Annotated in this window: 24 protein-coding genes and 1 tRNA gene; 13 read left to right on the forward strand and 12 right to left on the reverse strand. The window is 65.7% G+C overall.

Annotated elements, in window-relative coordinates; genetic code table 11:
* Positions 1-4 precede the first annotated feature (4 nt).
* Positions 5-460 (reverse strand): Lrp/AsnC family transcriptional regulator, encoded by a 456-nt coding sequence (locus QUV18_RS03685; RefSeq protein ID WP_300892082.1) that lies wholly within the window; start codon positions 458-460, stop codon positions 5-7.
* A gap of 142 nt (positions 461-602) precedes the next feature.
* Between QUV18_RS03685 and hppD the strand changes: the two genes are divergently transcribed.
* Complete coding sequence (gene hppD, locus QUV18_RS03690; protein ID WP_300892083.1) at positions 603-1697, forward strand: 4-hydroxyphenylpyruvate dioxygenase; 1095 nt, start codon at positions 603-605, stop codon at positions 1695-1697.
* A 52-nt stretch (positions 1698-1749) separates the two neighbouring features.
* Here hppD and QUV18_RS03695 read toward each other — a convergent pair whose 3' ends face one another.
* From QUV18_RS03695 to QUV18_RS03715, 5 genes are all read right to left on the reverse strand, one after another.
* Positions 1750-4668: a hypothetical protein gene (locus QUV18_RS03695; protein WP_300892084.1), complete on the reverse strand. Its 2919-nt coding sequence runs from the start codon at positions 4666-4668 to the stop codon at positions 1750-1752.
* A gap of 145 nt (positions 4669-4813) precedes the next feature.
* The gene (locus tag QUV18_RS03700) at positions 4814-6109 is read right to left on the reverse strand and encodes an O-acetylhomoserine aminocarboxypropyltransferase/cysteine synthase family protein (RefSeq protein WP_300892085.1); all 1296 of its coding nucleotides are present in this window, start codon (positions 6107-6109) and stop codon (positions 4814-4816) included.
* Between the two features lie 75 nt (positions 6110-6184).
* Positions 6185-6400 (reverse strand): hypothetical protein, encoded by a 216-nt coding sequence (locus tag QUV18_RS03705; protein WP_300892086.1) that lies wholly within the window; start codon positions 6398-6400, stop codon positions 6185-6187.
* Between the two features lie 190 nt (positions 6401-6590).
* Positions 6591-7136: a YetF domain-containing protein gene (locus tag QUV18_RS03710; RefSeq protein ID WP_300892087.1), complete on the reverse strand. Its 546-nt coding sequence runs from the start codon at positions 7134-7136 to the stop codon at positions 6591-6593.
* Positions 7137-7175: 39 nt separating this feature from the next.
* The gene (locus tag QUV18_RS03715; RefSeq protein ID WP_300892088.1) at positions 7176-8180 is read right to left on the reverse strand and encodes a hypothetical protein; all 1005 of its coding nucleotides are present in this window, start codon (positions 8178-8180) and stop codon (positions 7176-7178) included.
* Between the two features lie 290 nt (positions 8181-8470).
* Between QUV18_RS03715 and QUV18_RS03720 the strand changes: the two genes are divergently transcribed.
* The 9 genes from QUV18_RS03720 (at position 8471) to QUV18_RS03760 (ending at position 16099) form a co-directional block, all read left to right on the forward strand.
* Complete coding sequence (locus QUV18_RS03720) at positions 8471-9547, forward strand: hypothetical protein (RefSeq protein WP_300892089.1); 1077 nt, start codon at positions 8471-8473, stop codon at positions 9545-9547.
* On the forward strand, positions 9548-9790 hold the full coding sequence (locus QUV18_RS03725; protein WP_300892090.1) for a hypothetical protein: 243 nt from the start codon (positions 9548-9550) through the stop codon (positions 9788-9790). It abuts the gene before it with no gap.
* The gene (locus QUV18_RS03730; protein ID WP_300892091.1) at positions 9783-10928 is read left to right on the forward strand and encodes a hypothetical protein; all 1146 of its coding nucleotides are present in this window, start codon (positions 9783-9785) and stop codon (positions 10926-10928) included. The genes QUV18_RS03725 and QUV18_RS03730 overlap by 8 nt, the downstream gene beginning before the upstream one ends.
* Before the next feature lie 94 nt (positions 10929-11022).
* Positions 11023-11406 carry a hypothetical protein gene (locus tag QUV18_RS03735; RefSeq protein WP_300892092.1) on the forward strand — a complete coding sequence of 128 codons (384 nt, stop codon included), beginning with the start codon at positions 11023-11025 and terminating at the stop codon, positions 11404-11406.
* On the forward strand, positions 11403-13340 hold the full coding sequence (locus tag QUV18_RS03740; protein ID WP_300892093.1) for an ATP-binding protein: 1938 nt from the start codon (positions 11403-11405) through the stop codon (positions 13338-13340). Before QUV18_RS03735 ends, QUV18_RS03740 begins: the two co-directional genes overlap by 4 nt.
* A 39-nt stretch (positions 13341-13379) precedes the next feature.
* The gene (locus QUV18_RS03745; RefSeq protein WP_300892094.1) at positions 13380-13751 is read left to right on the forward strand and encodes a hypothetical protein; all 372 of its coding nucleotides are present in this window, start codon (positions 13380-13382) and stop codon (positions 13749-13751) included.
* Between the two features lie 64 nt (positions 13752-13815).
* Positions 13816-15162 carry a DUF6638 family protein gene (locus QUV18_RS03750; RefSeq protein WP_300892095.1) on the forward strand — a complete coding sequence of 449 codons (1347 nt, stop codon included), beginning with the start codon at positions 13816-13818 and terminating at the stop codon, positions 15160-15162.
* A 4-nt stretch (positions 15163-15166) separates the two neighbouring features.
* Positions 15167-15433: a hypothetical protein gene (locus tag QUV18_RS03755; protein WP_300892096.1), complete on the forward strand. Its 267-nt coding sequence runs from the start codon at positions 15167-15169 to the stop codon at positions 15431-15433.
* 9 nt (positions 15434-15442) lie between these two features.
* Entirely contained in the window at positions 15443-16099 is a 657-nt protein-coding gene (locus QUV18_RS03760; protein WP_300892097.1) for a DUF1523 family protein, read from the forward strand.
* 19 nt (positions 16100-16118) lie between these two features.
* Here QUV18_RS03760 and QUV18_RS03765 read toward each other — a convergent pair.
* Positions 16119-16202: transfer RNA gene (locus QUV18_RS03765), tRNA-Tyr, on the reverse strand.
* A 129-nt stretch (positions 16203-16331) separates the two neighbouring features.
* Here QUV18_RS03765 and rlmB point away from each other — a divergent pair.
* Complete coding sequence (rlmB, locus tag QUV18_RS03770; protein WP_300892098.1) at positions 16332-17123, forward strand: 23S rRNA (guanosine(2251)-2'-O)-methyltransferase RlmB; 792 nt, start codon at positions 16332-16334, stop codon at positions 17121-17123.
* On the opposite strand, the gene QUV18_RS03775 is transcribed toward rlmB, so the two are convergent.
* Positions 17120-18013, reverse strand: a complete 894-nt coding sequence (locus QUV18_RS03775) for a hypothetical protein (protein ID WP_300892099.1) — start codon at positions 18011-18013, stop codon at positions 17120-17122. The genes rlmB and QUV18_RS03775 overlap by 4 nt on opposite strands.
* A gap of 130 nt (positions 18014-18143) precedes the next feature.
* On the opposite strand from QUV18_RS03775, the gene QUV18_RS03780 reads away from it, so the two are divergent.
* Both QUV18_RS03780 and QUV18_RS03785 read left to right on the forward strand, forming a co-directional pair.
* The gene (locus QUV18_RS03780; protein ID WP_300892100.1) at positions 18144-18491 is read left to right on the forward strand and encodes a hypothetical protein; all 348 of its coding nucleotides are present in this window, start codon (positions 18144-18146) and stop codon (positions 18489-18491) included.
* A gap of 225 nt (positions 18492-18716) precedes the next feature.
* On the forward strand, positions 18717-19190 hold the full coding sequence (locus QUV18_RS03785; RefSeq protein WP_300892101.1) for a CoA-binding protein: 474 nt from the start codon (positions 18717-18719) through the stop codon (positions 19188-19190).
* A gap of 82 nt (positions 19191-19272) precedes the next feature.
* Here QUV18_RS03785 and QUV18_RS03790 read toward each other — a convergent pair whose 3' ends face one another.
* The 4 genes from QUV18_RS03790 to QUV18_RS03805 form a co-directional block, all read right to left on the reverse strand.
* Entirely contained in the window at positions 19273-19569 is a 297-nt protein-coding gene (locus QUV18_RS03790) for a Dabb family protein (protein WP_300892102.1), read from the reverse strand.
* Positions 19566-19877 (reverse strand): phosphoribosyl-ATP diphosphatase, encoded by a 312-nt coding sequence (locus QUV18_RS03795; protein ID WP_300892103.1) that lies wholly within the window; start codon positions 19875-19877, stop codon positions 19566-19568. Before QUV18_RS03795 ends, QUV18_RS03790 begins: the two co-directional genes overlap by 4 nt.
* On the reverse strand, positions 19874-20638 hold the full coding sequence (gene hisF, locus QUV18_RS03800; protein ID WP_300892104.1) for an imidazole glycerol phosphate synthase subunit HisF: 765 nt from the start codon (positions 20636-20638) through the stop codon (positions 19874-19876). The genes QUV18_RS03795 and hisF overlap by 4 nt, the downstream gene beginning before the upstream one ends.
* A 69-nt stretch (positions 20639-20707) precedes the next feature.
* A complete protein-coding gene (locus QUV18_RS03805; protein WP_300892105.1) occupies positions 20708-21055 on the reverse strand; it encodes a hypothetical protein in 348 nt (115 codons plus the stop codon).
* Between the last annotated feature and the right edge of the window lie 136 nt (positions 21056-21191).

A 21191-nucleotide genomic window follows, 5' to 3' on the forward strand; every position in this document is an offset into this window, starting at 1 on the left:
TCGGTCATAATGGCAGGGGCGCGTCGGGTTTGCACTGGTCCATGACGATCTGGCTTTGCACCTTGGCGACGGCGGCGTGTGGCAGAAGGATCTCGTGGATCAGGCGGTTGAGCGCGGGGAGGTCCTCGCAATAGACGCGGAGAAGGTAATCGGCGTTGCCCGTTAGGGTCCAGGCGCTGACGACTTCGGGCCGGGTGTCGAGCAGGCGGGTGAAGGAGCGCGATTGCTCGGGCCCGTGGCTGGAGAGTTCGACCTGCACGAAGGCCTGGATGGCGAGGCCGAGCTGCACGGGGTCGAGCTTGGCCGAGTAGCCGCGGATCAGGCCGCTGGTTTCCAGCCGCTGGCGGCGGCGGCCCGCCTGGCTGGGCGAGAGGCCGAGCTCTGCACCGAGATCCTGCGCGGTGAGCTGCGCGTTCTTCTGGAGGGCCGAGAGCAGGCGGATATCGGTTTCATCAAGCATATGCGGATATTATGCGGCTTGCGCGACAGATTTGCAAATCTCACGCAGGGTGCGCGTGAAATCAGGCCATGAATGCGCACATTCCGTATGCGGGATGCGGTATATTTGATCCGAACAGGAACAAACGCGAAGGAGATGCGCCATGGGACCGTTCCCGCATGACCGCCCGCAATCAAAGATCACCGAGGAGAACCCCGCCGGCACGGACGGGTTCGAATTCGTCGAGTTTGCGCACCCCGAGCCGGAGGAGTTGCGGACGCTTTTCGCCTCGATGGGGTACGAGAAGGTGGCGCGCCACAAGGAGAAGGATATCGAGCTGTGGCAGCAGGGCGATATCACCTACGTGGTGAATGCCGAGAAAGGCAGCTTTGGCCAGAAATTCGTGGACGAGCACGGGCCTTGCGCGCCGTCGATGGGCTGGCGCGTGGTGGATGCGCAGCACGCGTTCGAGCATGCGGTGGCGAAGGGGGCCGAACCATATGAAGGGGATGGCCGCGTGCTGGACGTGCCGGCGATCTACGGGATCGGGGGGAGCCTGATCTATTTCATCGACCAGTACCATGACACCTCGCCCTATAACGAGGAATATCAATGGCTTGAAGTCTCGAAGCCCAAGGGCGTGGGGTTCTATTACCTCGATCACCTGACGCATAACGTGTTCAAGGGGAACATGGACAAGTGGTTCCGGTTCTACGGGGACCTGTTCAATTTCAGGGAAATCCGGTTCTTCGATATCGAGGGCAAGTTCACCGGGCTTTACAGCCGCGCGCTGACCTCGCCCTGTGGGCGGATCCGCATCCCGATCAACGAGGACCGGGGCGAGACCGGGCAGATCGTGTCGTACCTGAAGAAGTACAATGGCGAGGGAATCCAGCATATCGCGGTGGGGTCCGAGGATATCTATGGCTCGACCGATGCGATCGCCGATATGGGCGTCAAATTCATGCCGGGGCCGCCGGATACCTATTACGAGCTTTCGAAGGAGCGGGTGACCGGACATGAAGAGCCGATCGACCGGATGAAGAAACATGGCATCCTGATCGACGGGGAAGGCGTGGTCGATGGCGGGGAGACGAAGATCCTGTTGCAGATCTTCTCGAAAACCGTGATCGGGCCGATCTTCTTCGAGTTCATCCAGCGCAAGGGCGATGACGGGTTCGGCGAGGGCAATTTCAAGGCGCTCTTCGAATCGATCGAGCAGGAGCAGATCGACAGTGGCGAGTTGAAGGCGGGCTGAGGCCCACGTGCGGCGAGGGGCGGGCTGCCGCCCTTCGCGCCAGCGCCCCGGGTCAGCCCTGGGGCATTTTCAGGACGACGGAGCGGCCGCCCTTGACGTAGCGCAGCTCGCTCTCGCCGATGGCGGCGACCTGGCCGCCATCGAGGCGATCTCCAACCTGGACCTTCTGATAACTGCCATTGGCCATGCGCACCAGCGCGCGGCGGCTGTTGGCTTTGCCGTAGACGCCGATAAGATTCAGTTTTCTCAGGGAAATCTGCTTTCTCTCTGTCGCCGCGCGGGCAACGGAGGTGGCGGTTGGAATGTTGACGGCGACGCGCTGTTCGCGGCTGACCGGCTCCGAGGCGGCGGCCTCCCGCGCGGCGGCGGCGGCCTTGCGGGCGTCGGCGATGATGGTTTCAAAGCCGGTGGGGCGGTTCTGTGGCTTCAGCGACGCGGCGACGGCCTGTTCGGTGGCGGTGGCCATCGGGTCGGCGCTGTCGGGGTCGATGCCGGTTTCCTGCGCAAGCGCCTCGACCGCCTCCTGCTGGGCGCTCTTGGGGCGCGGGCGGGGGCGGAAGCCGGCCAGTTCGGTCCGGGTCATGCCGCCGAGGATCGAGCGTTCACGGGTTTCCTGCAGGTCGCCGGGCCGGGCGCGGGGGCGGATCGTGGGATTGTCGGGCGCGGCCGCGGCGGGGCCATCGACCACCTCGGCCGAGGCGCGCGGGGGCGTGTCGGGCGGGATGATCGGCGGCGGGCCACTGAAGACGATGGCGCCCTCGGGCGTTTCGGCGCCCTCGGAGGTGGCGGCGATGAAGCCGCGCGCGTCAAGCTGGTAGCGCACGCCGGGCGGCGGCGGATCGGACGGCGTAACGGGGCGGGCGCCCGTGGCAAGGTCTTCGGCCTCGGGCAGGGCGACCGCGTCGGAGAAGTTCACCTCGGGGTCGAGGTTGGTCTGGTAGACATCTTCCAGAGTCGTGACGCCCGGCGCCTGTGAAGGCTCGGGCGCCATTTGCCAGATACCGGTTGCCGCGTAGCGGGCGCGTGCCTCGTCCGGGGTCAGCTCTTCGGGGACGAGCTCGGGGCGGGGGGTTGGCGGCGGTTCTTCCAGGACTTCGAGCTCTGCGTCGGGATTGCCGGGCAGGTCGGGGTCACCGTCGGAGAGCGCGGCGGTCTCGGTGTCGGGATCGGCCGTGCCGTCTTCGGCGGCGGGCTGTTCGGTCAGGGCGGCGGAGACGGCCTCGTCGATGGTGTCGGTATCGGGCTCGGCCTGTTCGACCGTTTCGACCGGGTCGCCGCTGCGGAACAGGCCGGCGACGCCGTTATCGAGGAAGAGCGCGGCCCATGCGGCGACGCCCACGAGGATGAGCAGCAGGATGGCCGTGAGGATCAGCGCCATGTAGCGCGGTTTCTCGGGCTGCACGCTTTCGGAGCGGCGGGCGCCGAAAATGGTCATCCGGTCCTTCTCGTCGAGGGAACGGGCGGCGGCGGTGGGCTGCGGATCGGTCGCGGAGGCGATGCTGGTCTCGGAATGGAGCGGCCCGGGGGCGGGTTGGCGGCCCTTTGCGCGGGGCTTGTCCGCGGGGAGACCTTCGGGCGCCTGGCGCCGGGACAGGAAGCCGCCGATACCGGATTTGCGTTTCTTTCCGGATACTTCCGGGGTGATGCTTGCCGGCGGCGGGCCGGTGTAGTCGTCGTCTTTCGTTCGCGGCGCGAATTCGTTCTCGGGCTCGGGCGCAGGGACGGCGGCGAGGGAGGCGGCAAGCTCGGCGGCCTGCATCTCGGGGGCCTTCTCCGCCGGTTTTTGCCTGGCCTGCGGCTGGTCCGCCGGGGGGGGCGGGTTGCGGATGCCGGAGACGGGCGGCGGCGTGAAACGCGCGCTGGGCAGGGGAGAGATACGGCCGGGTTGCGGTGTTTCGCCGGACCCGTCGCGGGGGGCGGTGCGGATCGAGGTGAAGGCGAAGGTGGGGGCGGTCTTTGGTCCGGCGTCTGCCGGAGCGGAACCCTTGTCGGCGGGCTTGTCGCGCGCAGGCTTTTCAGCGGCGGGCTTGTCGTTGGCACGGTTCGCCCTGCCAGGTTTTTCATTGGCAGGTTTACTATTGGCCGGTTTGGCGTTGGCTGGGGTTTCGGGGGCATTCGCCTCGGGCTGCGAGTCTTTCTGACGGGCTTTGTTGCCCTTGGCCTTTTTGCGGGCCTGTCTTTCGCGCCTGGCTTCCGCCTCGGCCTCGGCGTCGGTATCAGGGGAAGCCCCCGGCCGCTGTTTCGCTTTGGGCTTCGGCTTGGACTCCGGCCCTGGCTGCGGGGCGGGCTCGGCTTGTGGTTTCGCGCCGGCCTCGGGCTTGGCGTCGGCCTTCGGCCCGGCCTCGGGGTCGGCGGGCGGTTGCGCATCGGTGTCATCGGCCGGGGCCGGGCTGGCAGGAACGGGGGCGGGTTCGGGCAGGCGGGCCGCGCCGACGATGCGGATGACCTCGTTCTCGCGGTCGACCGATTCGTCGGGGCCGAGCACCTTGCCGGCATAGGCGGTTTCGCCGAAGAACGGCTCGCCCGCGAAGGCGTCGTCTGCCGGCATGGCGACGAAGCAGAGCGGGTTGAGGCTGTGTTCCTGGGCGAAGGCCTCGGCCTCGGCCAGGGTTTCGCGGGCGACGGCGGCGACGTGAACCCGTCCGTCGCGCACAGACCAGTCGTAGGAAAGCTCCTTCAGCGGGTAGGGCGTGGCGCCGTCGAGCGCCGCGCGCACCTCGGCCTCGATCGTGTTGACGTCGCGGGCGGAGCTTTCGAGGGCCAGATACTTGATCTGGTCGTCGGGCAGGACGAGCTTGGTGCGCAGGCCGGTCGGGTCGAGCATGCGCGCCTTGGCGGTGAGCTCGGCCAGGTCGGCCGCCAGATTCTCGGCATTGAGCGCGACCTCGCCGACGAGGTGCCAGCCTGCGTGCGTGCGGTGCAGCAGGCTGATCCCGTCGAAAGAAAGTGTCAGCGCAAAATTCGGTTTCATCGGCAACGCTTTAGCACAAGGAGTTCACACGCGTACATACAGTTTGAGAACACCGATTTTACCGCAGCTTCGATCCGAGGGAAAGTAAAAGCCCAGCGCCCCATTCCGGTGGATATAAGGCGCGGGGCGGTTGGCTCCAAGTGGGTCAGCTTGACGCTTTCTTGAGGGCCTGGTCGAGGTCGGCGATGATGTCGTCGGCATCCTCGATCCCTATGGAGATGCGCACGACGTTTGGCGCGGCGCCCGCGGCGGTCTGCTGTTCCGGGGTGAGCTGGCGGTGGGTGGTGGAGGCCGAGTGGATCACCAGCGAGCGGGTGTCGCCCAGGTTGGCGACGTGGCTGAAGAGTTCGAGGTTGTCGACCAGCTTGACGCAGGCCTCGTAGCCGCCCTTGAGCGCGATGGTGAAGAGGCCGCCGGCGCCCTTGGGGCAGATTTTCGCCACCCGGTCGTAGGAGGGCGAGGATTTGAGGCCGGCATAGGTGACTGCCTCGATGGCGTCGTGCTTTTCGAGCCAGGCGGCGACGGTTTCGGCGTTTTCCACGTGTTTCTGCATGCGCAGCGAGAGGGTTTCGATGCCCATCAGCGTGTAATGCGCGGCCTGCGGGTTCAGCGTCATGCCGAGGTCGCGCAGGCCGATGGCGATGCCGTGGAAGGTGAAGGCCAGTGGCCCGAACGTCTCGTGGAACTTGAGGCCGTGATAGGCGGGCTCGGGCGCGGAGAGGGAGGGGAACTTGTCGGAGGCGGACCAGTCGAACGTGCCCGAATCGACGACGCAGCCGCCGGTGACGGTGCCGTTGCCGGTGAGGAACTTGGTCATCGAGTGGACGACGAGGGTCGCGCCATGCTCGATAGGGCGGCAGAGGTAGGGGGTGGCGGAGGTGTTGTCGACGATGAGGGGCAGGCCCGCGTCGTCGGCGATCTTGGACAGCGTGTCGAGATCGGCGATGTGGCCGCCGGGGTTGGCGATGGATTCGCAGAAAATCGCGCGCGTGTCATCGTCGATCGCCGCTTTCACCGCGTCGGTGTCGTCGATGTCGACGAACTTGGCCGACCAGCCGAAGCGCTTGATGGTCTGCGAGAACTGCGTGACCGAGCCGCCGTAGAGGCGGGTGGAGACGACCACGTTCCGGCCCGGCGCCATGAGCGGGAAGAGCGCCATGATCTGGGCCGCGTGGCCCGAGGAGCAGCAGACGGCGCCGGAGCCGCCCTCGAGCGTGGCGATGCGCTCCTGCAGGACGGCGACGGTGGGGTTGGTGAGGCGGGAATAGATGTAGCCCACTTCCTGGAGGTTGAAGAGGGCGGCCGCATGCTCGGCATCGCGGAAGACGTAGGCCGTGCTTTGGTAGATCGGGGTCTGGCGGGCGCCGGTGGCCGGGTCGGGGCGCGAACCTGCGTGGATTTGCAGCGTGTCGAAGCCGAATTCGTGGATCTTGTCGGACATGTGAAACCTCCCTGAATGCGTTGCACACAGGGGTAAGACAAGTTCAGGACCGGAACAACAACGATGTTGGCGGGATCACTCGGTCGTCAGGTCGGCGCCGGGGGGCGGCAGGCGGAACTCGTCCATCCCGTCGGTATGGGCGGCCTGCCGGATGGCGCCGGTGCAGGGCATGTCCGGGCAGGGCACGTCTGTGCCGTTCACGCGCACGGTGCGGTGGGCGGCGGGCGTGCCGAAAAGGGCGAAGCCGGGCTTGCGGTCGGTCACGGTGTAATAGGAGTCATCGACGCGCATTTCGAATCGACGGACTTCGGCGGGCTCGCTGCAGGCGCCGAGGGTGGCGGCGCAGAGGGCGGTGAAAAGAAAGGGCTTTGTGAAAGGCACGGCGCAATATCCATTCGCTGTCATGATCAAGCCGGAGAAGTTTAGCACACAATTTCCGGATTTTGTCGCGGAATGGGGCAAAGCCCGTTTCCGACGGGGCTCAGCCGGTGCCGGAGCCCTTGTCGCCGACGCCGGCGGGGAGTTTTTCGGCCATCGCGGCCCCGGGGGCGGCGGTGACGGAAAAGGAGCCGTCGCTTTCCAGCACCACCGTCTGGGCCTGGTCAGGCGAGGCGAGGCCGGAGGAGCGGAGGATGGTGTCGAGCTCGGAGCGGGTAATGCGCTCGCGCTGCATCGCGTCGTCGCAGGTCTCGCCCCGGTAGACGAGAAGCTGCGGCTCGGACCGGACCAGCCGGGCGACGCGGGCGGAACGGACCGAGGTGGCGGTGACGACCCATTGCAGGCCGATCAGCAGCAGCAGCGCCGTGAGCCCTTCGAAGAGCGTGACGGTCTTGGAGAGCAGGATGGTGGCCAGCGTGGAGCCGATGGCGACGGTGACGACGAGGTCGAAGGCGTTGAGCTTGGCCAGCGTGCGCTTGCCGGAGATGCGCAGCATGGCCACGAGCGCGACATAGGCCAGCGTGCCGACGAGGACCACGCGGAAGAGGTCGGACCAGCTTTGAAACAGCATGTCTTCGATCTGCACCATCGGAAGGTCAACCGGTGGCGTAGCCGCAGGTTCCCCCGGTCAGCGCATCCAGTAGCCATTGCGGCGGATGGTGTTGCGGATCGCCTGTTCCTTGCGGGGGAGGTTGTCGCGGTCGAAGAGGGCGCGGGCCTTCCGGCCGCGGCCGTGGTAGACCATGAACTTGATCGGGTCGTATTTCTTGAGGACCTTCTTGACCGGGTTGGGGGCGGCGATCTCTTCCAGCACCTCGACCACGCGGTCGGATTCGCGGGCATAGAGCAGGGGCAGCATGCGGTAGTGGCAGGTGATCTCGCCGTCGAGCAGGCCTTCCGGCAGGGTGTCGCGGCCGCCGCCCAGGGAATGGATGACGAGGGGCAGCGCCACCTGGTCGAGCCAGGGGTCGAGGGACTGGCAGACAAGTTCCGGCGGCGGGTCGTCCCGGATGGAAAGCGCGTAGTCGAGGAAGCGCTGGCCGAAGACGTGGGGGCATTTGTAGAAGAAGAAGCCCGCGTTGAAATAGAGGTAGCGGCGCCAGTATTCATCCGGTTGCGAGAGGTCGAGCGAGCTTTCGAAGTCGAGGCCGAAGCGGTCGTAGAGGGATTTCCATATCTGGGTGTAACCGGGGCCGTAGAGTTCGATCTCGGGCCAGGTGCCCTCGCGACGGAGCGAGGCGGTGGGGCGGTCGAAGTCGAAGGGGACGGTGGCGAGGTCGCCGGTGACGAGCGTGTCGGTGTCGAAGAAGACGAAGGGCTCGCCCTCTGGCAGGGCGAAGAGGGCCTCGATCTTGTTGCCGTAGGGGTAGGCCTCGCCGAAATGGTGCGACTCGAAAGGGAGGATCTCGGCGCCGAGGCGGTCGAGGAGTTCGAGCGTGTCGTCGCCGCGGATCGTGGGATCCTTCTCCCACAGGGGCCCGGGCCGGGGTTCGGCGACGATGAGGCGGCCGGGGAAGTCGGGGGAATTCATCTGCATCGAGGCGGCGAAGAGGATCGCCTCGTATTGCAGGCGCCCGCCCTGGCCGACGATCACGACGTTGAACGGTTGGGTTTCGCGCGCCTTTGCGGCCATGTCCGGGGTTGTCCTGCCTGTCTGCCCTTTGGGCCAGTATAGGCGGCGAGGGGCCGGGGCAGAAGGGGGAGTTTGGGGCGATTCTCGGCGGTGCTCGGGGCGGGCGGTGGCGCGATGCTCGTGAGGCAGCGGAGGCCGGGGCGGGGGCGCGGGAAGAGATTAATGCCTCCGGCGGGGATATTTTCGGCCAGAAGACGCCGCGGGCTTGCCTCGGGCCATGCGTTTCCGCTTAAGTTTCGCGGCGATCCGCATATATTGGGCGCGAGGATGTTTCAGACAGGGAGTTTTCGATGGCCGATTTGGACGCGCAGGTGCGCGAAAGCCAGGAGCAGGTGGAGCAGGCGCAGGCCCGGATCGCCGAGCTGACCAGCCGGATCGAGACGGCGCGCAGCAAGATCAAGGGCGGCGAGGATGCCACGCTCGACATCGAGAACGCCACGCTGGAGGAGGTGCATGCGCATACCGACACGATGAACGCGAATATCGCCGAGCTGATCATGGGGCTCGACGATGTGACCGCCGCGTTCTCGCGCGATTTCGACGAGATGCGCAACAAGACCGGGTGGGAGAGTTTCGTCGGGGTCTTTTCCAAGGCCAAGGCCGACAGCATGCGGCAGGACCGGATTCGCACGGCCAATATCGACGACAAGCTGCAGGACCTGATTTCGAAGTCGGACGTGATCGTGAACCTTCTGGAGGGCCAGCTGACCATGCTGGAGGAGCAGAAGGTGAAGGTGGAGCAGAACCTGTCCGAGACGCTGGACGAGCGGGAGGCGACGGTGGGCGAGCTGGAGACGCTGCGCGCCGATATCCAGGGGCTCGACCCGGAGATCATCCAGCTGGAAAACAAGATCGCCAACGAGACGGATGCGGCGGCAAGGACCAAGCTGGAGACGCAGCTGGCGGAGATGAACGCGAAGTACAACGAGAAGGTGCAGCAAGAGCAGGTGAAGCTGGCCAAGAGCCAGACGCTGGAGCGCTATATCGAGAAGGGCAAGACCTGGGTCGACAGCCTTCAGAACCAGGCGGCGACGCAGATGGTGCTGATCAACAAGCTGCAGACGGATACCAAGCAGCGGGTGGTGCTGTACGATGCGCTGACCAAATCGCTGAAGACCGCGCAGCAGCAGGACGTGGCGCACCGGATCAACGAGATCGGGGTGCAGACCGACCAGGAGGCGCAGAGCGCCATGGCCGGGATCGGGGCCGCCACCAACCAGCGGATGGCCGACATGATGGAGCAGCACGAGGGGCACATGGTGTTCGCCCGCGAGGTGCTGGAGGCGAAGGCCAAGGCGGACGAGCGGTTCGCGCGGCGCTTCGCGAAGATCATCGAGAAGCACGACAAGAACCTTTATGGGGCGTAAGTGAGCGAAGGGAAGGCCATCAAGCTCGTGCTGCGGGTCGTGGTGCGTTACGGTTTGGTGGCCGGCTTCCTGGCCATCGCGATGCTGGCGGCCCGTCACCAGGTCTATTGGCTATCCATCGCCGGCGTGATCGGGGCGGGTGCCATGATCGCCTTTATCATGGCCACCACGAAGGGCGGGGCGGTGACGCTCGATGCCTACAAGGACCAACAGATAATGGTAGATCGGAACAAGATTGATTGATGAACTGCCACAGAACGCGCGGAGCGCTGCGGCCAACGACCATGTCGGGCTGAGCGACCTTTACGCCTCGCGCCGGTATTTCGCCAAGTTCGAGCGGATCACGCAGCATCTCAACCGGGTGGCGGCGGTGATGCAGGCGGACGGCAAGTTCGACAAGGAAGAGGTGGAGGTGCTGACCGGCTACGTGCAGGGCATCGCCTATACGTTCCGGGCGCTGGGCATGAAGTACCTGCTGGTGGGCCGCGACACGGGGCGGTTTTTCGGCTCGCTGGCGATGGATGTGCGGGAGAGCGGGTTTCCCGTCTTCAACGAGTTGATGGTGATGGCCAACGACGCCCAGCAGGCCGGGCGCCATTTGCAGAACATGCCCGGCGCGGACACGCTCAAGCGGGAGATGGTGGAGCAGATCATCGGCGAGCGGGTCATTCCCACGAAGCTGCAATTCGCCTTGTCGCAAAGGCTTTATTACGAGGAGCTCATCCGCGGGCACCTGTTCTGGGCGCAGAATGATCCGCAGCTTGTCTGGCTGAGCGGGATGGGCGAGCGGCGGCGCTACCTGATGCACTGGGCGGTCTATGACAGCCAGGTCAACCTGCCGACCGTCTACCTGATGGAGATCGAGGATACGGGGCGCACACCCTTGCCGAAGGACGGTCGGCGCTGGCCGGAGGTGCAGGCGCACCTGATGGGGCAGGCGCTGGGCGGGCTGAAGCTTCTGACCATCGCGCGGGGCTTCGACGAGACGTTCGACGACATCCACCCCAAGCGCCTGCGGCGGCTGCACATGGGGCCGATGTATTCGCATGCCTATACCGAGCAGTCGGGGCCGATCCGGGACGTTCTGGCCGAGGCGCATGCGCCGGAGGGGCAGGACTGGGCGCTGGCCTGGACGGACGAGGTGCTGGAAAGCGAGCGGGTGCGCGAGGAGCGGTCGGGCTGGTTCGGGACGGTGGAGCGCGAGGTCTTCGCGCTCGACCCGTTTTCCGGGCGCGGCGTGGATACCGGGGCCACCCGGACGGAGCGGAGCATCATCCTGCCGGAACGGCCCTACCAGGTGCTGGCCGAGAAGGCGCCGGCGGGGTTCGCGGCGGTGACGAAATACGTGGTGAGCCCGGGCGGCCGCGTTCTGCGGTATTGAGGGGTGGGATCTTGAGTATTTTCGGAAAGATAAAAGAACGGGAGGCAGCGCGTTGAATCGGTTTGGTTTTCTGATGATGGCGTCGGCCGTTCTCATGGCAGGTTGCGCCAAGATAAAGGAGCCGGCGGCGCCGCCGGCCGAACGGGTCGCCGAGCGGCTGGCGGTGCGCAACGAGAGCCCGGCACAGGTCAAGCGCTGGCTGGTGTCGTGGGGCTTCCAGCCCATCGAGCGAACGGGCTATGGCGGGGTCTGGCCGCGGACGGGGCCGTGCTACCAGACGGTGAAGGGGCTGCTTTCGCGGGACAAGACGGTGACGCGGGTGTGTTTCGCGGGCGACCGGTACCCGGTGGTGCTGTTGCGGGAGACCAAGGGCTATTACTGGACGGAGGTCTATCCCAACGACCTGTCCTACAACCTTTATGGGCCGAGCGGCCTTGGGGCGATTTCGGATGAAACGGTGGAGATTTTGAAGCGATGAGCCTGACGGCCGATACGATGGAGCTTCGCGAGGAGGAGATCGCGAAACATTACGAGGCGGCCGAGGCCATGCTGGACGGGTTCGACCACACGCCGCGCGTGGGCAAGCCGCGGGAGACCGAGCAGGTGGAACGATCGGCCGGGCTTGGCACGCGGCGGCGGTTCCGGACGACGACGCCGGGGCTGGTGACACGCTCGACGGCGCGGGCCGAGGGGGTGCATTTGCTCGCCACGATCGCGGCGGCGGACGGGGATGACCCGCTGACGAGCCCGTTGCAGGCGACGGTGATGCACGGGCTGCGCCGGGCGCTGGCGATCGCGCTGGCGGTGGGCGAGGCGTTTGCCGAGGCGACGGGGCTGGCGGAGCTGCGGCGGGCGAACCTGGCGGGGTCGCTGGGGGCGGACCGGAAGACGGAGTTCACCGAGTTGCTGGGCGCCGAGGCGCTGGCGGTGGCGCATGTGTTTGCCAATGCGACCGCGTTCCTGATGGGGCCGCATGGCTCGGAAGTGTCGGTAGAGGTGGGCGAGGTCGAGGAATTGCTCACCGACAACGCGCAACTGGCGCTGCACGGGCTGCTCTGGGAGCTGGACCAGGATATCGCCGGGCTGGCGGGCGACGATGCGCGGCTGGTGGCGGTGGTGGCGGCGTTTGCCGAGCAGGTGATGGAGAAGGTCGCGCTCCGGGCCCAGAATGCCGGGCGGCTGGGCGCCTTTACCGGGGCAAGCTGGCGGGTTGAGGCGGATGATTTCACCATTCGCGGCTTCGAGGCGGCGGCGAAGGGCAAGTCGACCACGCTGACCATGGAGTTCAAGCAGCCGCACGAGGTGGTGGGCAACCATATCGCCAAGTACCAGGCGCTGAAGCTGGCCAAGATGATCATGGCCTATGATTTCGACCGGCGGCTGAACCCGTTCGTGGAGCTGGGCGGGTTCATCTTCACCTTCATGGGCGACGGCAAGCCGGGCACGGGGAAGACCACGCTGATCCGGATGATGGCGGGGTTGATGAACGGCTATTGCGAGGTGGCGGGCTATCCGTTCCGCTACATGAACCTTTCCACGGAAAGCATTGATTCCTATCAGGGAAAATCCGCGCAGAACGCCAAGACATTCATCAACACGGTGCTGGACCCGGGGGTGATCGGGTTCGGGACGGTGGATGATATCGACCAGCTGGCCGGCAAGCGCGGCGACCGGCAGTCGAGCGCGGGGCAGCTGGAGATCACCGCCGTTCTGATGGAGAGCTTTTCGGGGGCGAACACGGTGGTGCGGGGGAACTGCACCTTCGGGATGTTCTCGAACTACCCGGAGAACGTGGACGACGCGCTGCGACAGCGGGCGGGGGCGCGGTTCCTTGTGGACGGGCCGCAGACGCGGGAGGATTACATCGACATCCTGCACCTGTTGATGGGGAAGAACCACGATATCCCGCTCGGGAGCCACGAGCTTTACGCCGCGCAGGAGATCAAGAAGGCGGTGGCCAAGAGCTTCGAGAGTCATGGCCGACCGCATGAGGATGGGCTTCTAAAGGTTTATGATCGCGTGGAAAAAGACCTTGGTAAGCTGGATACGATCGCCAAGCTGGGCACCTATCTGAAGGGCATCCAGGAGGCCGACGAGCGGTTCACCGGGCGGGCGATCAAGAACATCACCGACGCGGTGAAGGTGCGGGCGATGGATTTCGAACTGCCGGACGAATGGATGGAGGAGCCGGACCGCTTCCTGTTCAAGCCCTACGAGGAGAAGCTGGGCATGATCGAGGAACTGCGCCAGCCGATCACGGTGGAGATGGTGATCCAGGAGATCAACCGCTACGCGGATTCCGAATTCCGCTATGCCGACAAGTCGGACGAGGTGGCGATCGAGACCATGGTGCGGGAGTTCGGGCGGACGGAAGAGGCCAAGCGGCGGTACCTGGAGGGGAAGGACGGGTGAGGCCGGCTTCGCGACGGGGCCGGCGCGCGGGAGGCGCGATTGAACGAGACGACGATAGACTTCTGGAATACCGGGCTTCCGCTGGCGTTGATTGCCGGGGCGACGGTGGTTCTGCCGCTGGTTTTGATCCCGGGGCGCACGCGCTCGCATCGGCGGGTGGTGGGCGGCATGGCACTGTGTGTCCTGTTGATGATCGGGGTTTCGGCGGGCGTTTCCGCGCTTTTCGACAAGCGCGGTATTGCTGCGGGGATCGAGATCATGGGGCTTTGGCCGTATGCCTGGTTCATGATCGTGTCGTCGCTGAAAGCGGCCTTGCTGTGGGTGCCGCTTCTGGGGCTTTTCTGGTTCAACGCGGCGCAGCGGGTGGAACGGTTGCGCGGCGAGGACATGGCGCGGAAGGGGAGCGTGTGATGCGGTCGTTGGTTTCGGACATTTGGGGAGGCACCGGCTCGGGGGCCGGGGCGGGGGTAGCGTCATGAAACGCCTGATCACATCCGGCCTGATGTTCGGCAACCTGATCCACGTGGACAGCCCCGCGCTGGTGGAGCGGTATAACCGGGCGCTCAAGCACCTGACGGGGAAGGAGACGGGGCTTACCGATTTCTACATCGACATTTCGGGGTATTCGCCCGAGGTGGGGGACGAGCTGGATGATCCGCTCTACCTCAACCATGCGGGGGTGAACCGGCAGTTCATCTTGCTCACCACGGCGCAGAAGACGGCGCCGCTTCTGGATGCGAAATTCTCCACATCGCGGGGCATCCTGCGGCAGTTCATCGAGGAGAACGAGCCGGCGCTTTTCGCCCTGACGGCACGGGATGCTGTGGCGGGGGAGTTGGTGAACTCCGTCTTCGATATGTCTGAACCGAAACGGCTTTTCGATATCCGGCGGATCGTGATCGAGGCGGATACGACGAACGGGCGTATCCGGCGGGCGGCGGAGCTGGACCAGAAGGTGAACCGGTTCCTCAACGAGGAGGACGCGTGGTTCGACGACGTGCTGATCGCCGAGATGATCGGGCTGGCGGGTGAGACCGGGGACATCGTGCGCAACCCGGTGACGCTCAAGCAGATGGAGTTCGAGCAGCGCAATTTCTGGACGGCGCATTTCGGCGGGCTCTACCTGTTCCAGGACCTGGAACTGCCCGGCGTGCTGGCCTCTGCCGGTAAGGAGGGGCTGGGCGAGTTGCCGATCGAGTATGTTTTCGGGCTTGAGGAGCGGAACCGGATCGCCAATTTCCTCGACCTGAACGGAATGGTGGAACCCATTGTAAAGGCGCGGGGAATCGACGCGGGCGCGCTGCTTCGGCAGAAGATGGATTTCCTGATGGTCGATGCGCTGGCCGATGCGGGCGTGGACCTTGCCGGGCGGACGCGCACCGACATGCGGCGGCTGGCGCGCACCCATGCGGGGCAGTTGCCGGAGGAGTTCCACGCGCTGGCCGCGCTGCTGAACTGGGCCGAGAGCGGCGGGCCGTGGCCCACCATCGGCAGCGACAGCCCGGCCTATTTCTACACGCTGCGGGCGTCGGCACACAAGGACGCGGACCTTGTCAACATGCTGTTGGCGGAGCTGGCGCCCAAGGATTTCCGGCAGCTCTTCATCTGTCACAAGGAGCTGTTCTATCGCCGCTATTCCGGCTGGACGGAGACCAAGAAGGCCTTCGTGGTCGAATACCTTCTGCGGGAATATCAGGTGGACAAGGTGGGCGCGCGCAAGGCACTCTTCGGCAGGGAAGCGCCGATGGAAGAACCGGAACCGGAGCGGGACATGGACCAGCTGATCGAGCTGGTGGGCCCGTGGGGGCCGGTAAGGAGGTAAGGCAATGGCGGCACTGGCCAAGCTCGTGGTGATCGGGTTCATCGTGTTGACGGTGATCTACCTGTGCCTGTCGCTTTATTCGCGCTCGGTGCGCAAGGGGAAGCTTGCCGAATGGTGGGAGGAAGAGGGCCGGCCGGGCGACCGGGAGGCCTATATCGACGCCGGGTTGAAGGAATACGAGGGCTCGCTGCGCCGCAAGCTGATCTGGGGCGTCTATATCGTGCCGGTCGTGGTTATCAGCGCGGTCATTTACTTTACGAATTTTCACTGAGGCGGGGCGATGGTTTATCTGAAATGGGCATTCTGGATCGTGGTCTGGGTGCTGATCGCGGCGTTTTTCCATTACACCCTGCCGCAGCACGATATCGCGCGGATCACCGATACCTATGAAAAGCGGATCGATTTCGGGGAGAACTCGATCTTCTGGGCAAGCCCGGACGTGGGCAACGATACCGGCGCGGTGAACCGCGACGTGTTCTTCATCCAGGCGGTACGGACGAACGGCCGGGTGATGGTCTATCGAAACGAGGATACCGGCTGGGGCTGGCCGCCCTATTTCAAGTTCGACACCTCGAACCTTCAGGCCGAGGCGGCGGACCAGAGGTCGACCGGGGAAAACCCGAAATGGGTGTCGATCAAGCACTATGGATGGCGCAACGAATTCATGTCGATCTATCCCAACGCGGTCAGCGTGCGGGCCGTGGCGGGGCCGGATGTGGGGACTGGAATTCCGTGGTTCAACATCCTGATCATCGGGTGTTTTCTTGCCGTGGCGCTTGGCCTCTGGATGCTGTGGCGGCGGTTTCGGGCGCGGCGGATCGACCCGGTGTTCGACGATATCGGCGAGAGCTGGGATGCCGCGGGCGACCGGGTGGATCACCATCGCGGGCGGTTCAAGCGCTGGCGGGACAGTTGGAAGCCCAAGCACAAGCGGTGAGGTTTCGAGAAGGGGAAAGTGGTGGGCGACCTAGGAATCGAACCTAGCGTGCGTCTCCGCGAGGGAGTTACAGTCCCCTGCCACACCTTGCGGCCTGTCGCCCACTGAGCCCCGGGTTGCCCCGTGGCGTGACGGCGTATTTAGAAGCGCCGCCTTGGCCCGTCAACCGGAAAATGCCTTGCGGGCGGGACGATGGCCGCGCATTGTCGCGGCCCGGACAAGGAGGGCTGAGATGGCCACGAAGAAACCCCGCTGGGTCGTCGAGAAGGAGCAGGCGAAGAAGGCCGCATCGGCCGAGACCGTCTGGCTTTTCGGGCTGCACGCGGTGCATGATGCGCTGCAGAACCCGGCGCGCGAGAAGCTGCGGCTGGTGGTGACGAAGAACGCGCTGGACCGGCTGGGCGAGGCCGTTGTGGCGGAGGCCGGGGTCGAGCCCGAGATGGCGGATGCGCGGAAGTTCCCGGCGCCGCTCGACCCGCAATCGGTGCACCAGGGCGCGGCGCTGGAGGTGAAGCCGCTGGACTGGGGCAGCCTGGCGGACCGGTGTCTTGGCGATGGCGAGCGGGTGCCACGGGTGGTGATGCTCGACCGGGTGACGGACCCGCATAACGTGGGGGCGATATTGCGCTCGGCCGAGGTGTTCGGCGCCTGTGCCGTGGTGGCGCCACGGCATTACTCGGCGCCCGAGACGGGCGCGCTGGCCAAGACGGCGAGCGGGGCGCTGGAGCGGCAGCCCTACCTACGGGTGCGGAACCTGTCGGATGCGATCACCGAGTTGCAGGGGATGGGTTACGTGGTTCTGGGCCTCGATGGCGAGGCGGAAGCGACGATCGAGCAGGCGCTGGAGGGGCGGCGGGACCGGCCCGTGGCGCTGGTCTTGGGGGCCGAGGGGCCGGGGCTGCGAGAGAAGACCCGGGAGACGGTGGACCAGCTTGTGCGGATCCCGTTTGCCGGCGCGTTCGGGTCTCTCAACGTGTCGAACGCGGCTGCGGTGTCGCTTTATGCCGCGCGGGCGGAGGGCTAGGCCAGCGGCGGCTCATCGCGCAGGAGGCCGAAGAGGCGGCCCTTGAGGCACCATGACAGGCCGAAGGCCACGAGCCCCAACGCCTCGAACCAGAAGGTCAGGTTGGCGCGGTTCCAGGCCGAGAAGCCCTGAAGCGGGTCTTCGAGGCCGAAGGAGCGGATGAACTTGTAGACCAGCGCGCCGATGGCCACGAGGATCAGGACGCCGCAGGTGCGGTAGGCGAGGTTGCGCAGGCGCTTGTTGCCGTGGCAGTGGCCCGTGGCGGTGACCGAGGCGGGCGACTGGGGCCGGGGGAAAACCACCAGCGAGTAATAGGCGAGCACGAGGAACATGCCGGCGGCCGAGCCGTAATGCATGTAGGTGAGCAGGCCGTCATTGATGCCGAGGGTCGCCCAGAAATCGAAGCTGGCGGTGCCGGTGACGGGCGTGTCGGGGGCTTGCGTGGCGTGGCCGCCCTGGGTGTTGGTGAGGAACACGCGGGAGGCGAGGCCGCCGTAATCCTCGCAGCCCTTGCCGGTGGTTGGGACGAGTGCCACGCCGAAGGCGCAGAGCCCGGCGAGGCGGGCGGCGCGAATGTCCCACGTGTTGTGACCGAGATAGCCGTCGACCGCCTGCTGTTGCCCGCCGGGGGCGGCGGGGAGGTGGTAGAAGAAGGTCATCTGCAGCCCGATGAAGCAGAGCGTGCCGACGAGGATGTCGCCGCCGAGGCGGGCGTAATAATAGTGGCTGATGGAATCGATACCGGGGCAGGTGTTGCCGAGGGCGCTGATGAACAGCAGCACGAAGGGCAGGAGGAGGGCGGCAAGTCCGATGCCCTTGTTGACCGATTCAAGCTTGATCCGGAAGGGAAGGCCATCGTCGGCATGGGCCCTGAGCGAAACGATATCCATTGTATTGATCCACGGCAGCTAAACCTATGGGCGAATCATACGTCGGGGGCGGCACGCCCGTCCAGCCGTTGCGGTTGCAACCGGGCGGCGGAGTGCCTTTATCGGAGGGGTGGATTTTGACGGGGGACGGATGCCCGAGGGACGAAAGATTGCTACCTGCTGCTATTGCGGCACGCGCGCGGTTCTGGTGTTTGACCGGGCGCGGCACGAGCTGACCTGCCAGGGGTGCGGCGCACCGCTGCATAACATGAAGTCGATGCCGCAAGAACCTGGGCGGGAAAGGAAATCTTCCAATGGCCGCGGCGCGGCGCGGAGCGGCTTGCCCGAGTATCCACGCGAGGCGCCGAGGGAGCGCGACCACGGGTATCACCGGTCATGGCACCCGGTGAAACACAAGCAGAAGCGCAAGAAACGCAAGCCGATGCTGCGGCGGCTGGTCGAGGAGATCTGGGACGAGGTCGAGGATATCTTCGACTGAGCTCACGGGCGCGTTAACTCGCCGTTCACAGCTATATTACATTCTCTTTTTATTCTTGAAATCGGACCTATCTAATGTCCCAGAGGCGCTGGTACGGAACACCGGCGTTTCTCTTCACTGTCCCTCGTTCCGCGACTGGCGCCCGGGAATTGCCCGGGCGCTTTTTTTATGCCCGGACGGAGCGAACGCTTTCACGGACACCCGGCCCGGACTATTCCTGATGACATGACCGAGCATTATTCCGATTCCCACCTGCGCCGCATCCTGAACCGCACCCGCCGTATCGCGGTGGTGGGCGTATCGCTCAACGAGGTGCGGCCGAGCTACTACGTGGCGCGCTACCTGTCGCTGAAGAAGTTCGAGGTGTTTCCGGTGAACCCCGCCTATGCCGGGCAGAGCGTGTTCGGGCGCGAGGTGCATGCCAGCCTCTCCGATATCGGCGAGGCGGTCGACATGGTCGATATCTTCCGCCGGCCGGAGCATGTGCCGGAGGTGGTGGACGAGGCGCTGGAGGCGTTTCCGGAACTGCAGACGATCTGGATGCAGATCGGCGTGGTCCACGAGGCGGCGGCGGAAAAGGCGCGGGCGCGGGGCGTCGACGTGATCATGAACCGGTGTCCGAAGATCGAGTATCAGCGGCTGTTCGGGGAACTGCGCATGGGCGGGTTCAATACCGGGGTGATTTCCTCGAAACTGTGAGCGTGGTTCGGGGCGCTGCTCCGTCGCGCCGGGGGCGCGACTCCCCGGGATATTTTCGGCCAGAAGAAGCGCGGGCGTGGCGTTATGCCGGGGCGGCTTCGATGTCGGCGGCGATGCGGGTTTCGCGGAGCGGTTTCACGATGTCGATGGAGCGCTGGTAGAGCGGGTGCGCCTTGTAGGCCTGCAGGGCGGCGGCGTCGGTGAACTCGGCGTAGACGACGAGGTCGACCGGGGCCTCGGTGAGTTTGTCGGCGTTGAGGTTGGGGCTGACTTCCCAGTGGTTGGAATGGGGGATGTCGGCCAGAAGGGTGAGGCCCTCGCGCACGCGGTCGAGATCGGCCCTGTCGCGGACGGTGAAGAAGACGATGTGGCGGATCATGACTTGCGGGCGGCTTTCTCGGCGAGGCCGGAGCGGGACTGGCGGCTTTCGAGTTCGGCCATGACGTCGGCCACGGAAACGCCGCGGGCGTGCAGCATGACGAGCAGGTGAAAGAGCACGTCGGCGGCCTCGGATGTGAGGCGGGCGGGGTCGTTCCTGACCGCTTCGATGATGGCCTCGATCGCTTCCTCGCCGAATTTCTCGGCCGCCTTTTCGGGGCCCTTGGCGAGCAGCTTGGCGGTCCAGCTTTCCTCGGGTGAGGCGGCGGCGCGGGTGGCGACGATCTGTTCGAGCTCTTCGAGGGTCATGCGCCGGTTCTCATCGGGATGCCGGCCTCGGCCATGTGGGCCTTGGCCTGGGCGATGGTGTAATCGCCGAAATGGAAGATCGAGGCGGCGAGCACGGCGGAGGCGCCGCCTTCGGTCACTCCGTCGACGAGATGGTCGAGATTGCCGACGCCGCCCGAGGCGATGACGGGGATCGAGACGGCATCGGAGATGGCGCGGGTGAGGGGCAAGTTGAAGCCCGCGCGCGTGCCGTCACGATCCATCGAGGTGAGGAGGATTTCGCCGGCGCCCTTTGCCTCGACCAGTTTGGCGAATTCGACCGCGTCGATGCCGGTGGGCTTGCGGCCGCCATGGGTGAAGATCTCCCACTTGCCGGGGGAGACCGTCTTGGCGTCGATGGCAACGACGATGCACTGGCTGCCGAAGCGGTCTGCGGCCTCACGCACGACGTCGGGGTTGGCGACGGCGGCGGAGTTGAAACTGACCTTGTCGGCGCCGGCGAGCAGCAGGGCGCGGACGTCTTCCGCCGTGCGCACGCCGCCGCCCACGGTGAGCGGGATGTAGCAGTTCTCGGCGGTGCGGCGGACCACGTCGAACATGGTGCCGCGGTTTTCGTGGGTGGCGTGGATGTCGAGGAAGCAGAGCTCGTCGGCGCCGGCGGCGTCGTAGGCTTTCGCGGCATCGACCGGGTCGCCCGCGTCGCGCAGGTTGACGAAGTTTACGCCTTTCACCACGCGGCCGTCGGCCACGTCGAGGCAGGGGATGATGCGGGTCTTGAGCATGGATTGCCGCCTGTCGGGTGTGTCACCGGCTGTTTAGGGGCAAACCGGGGGACATGCCAGAGGGGGCGGTCAGGCCGGGCGGGGTTTGCGCCCGAGCAGGAGGTTGGCGGCGTGGGCGAAAATGGCCAGCGGGATGCCGGCGAGGATGTAGATCTTGCCGGCGAGGACCTGCAGGGGAAGGGTGCCGGTGACGGTTTCGCCCAGCGCGGCGCTGCCGAGGCAGGTGTCGTAGCCGGTCATGAGCGAGCCGTCGCAGGCCAGCATCGGCAGGATCACCATGGCGGCGAGGACCACGGCGATGCAGCCGCCCCAGAACATGAGCGCGCGGGCCGGCGGGAAGGAGAGGTTGCGGGCGGTGGCGACCGCGACGATGGCGGGCATGCCGAAGAAGAAGGACAGCAGGACGGCGTTCAGCATGGCGGGCCTCTCTCACGGCGGTGAAGCTGCGCGGTATTATGGGGGTGTCTGGCTTTCTGTCAACGCGGCTGACGGGCAGGCGATTGCCGTTCGGCGCGCCTCACGAGGACGTTTGTGGGCAAGATCGGCTGTGTAA

It is taken from the genome of Roseovarius sp., assembly GCF_030373445.1.
Lineage (GTDB): Bacteria > Pseudomonadota > Alphaproteobacteria > Rhodobacterales > Rhodobacteraceae > Roseovarius.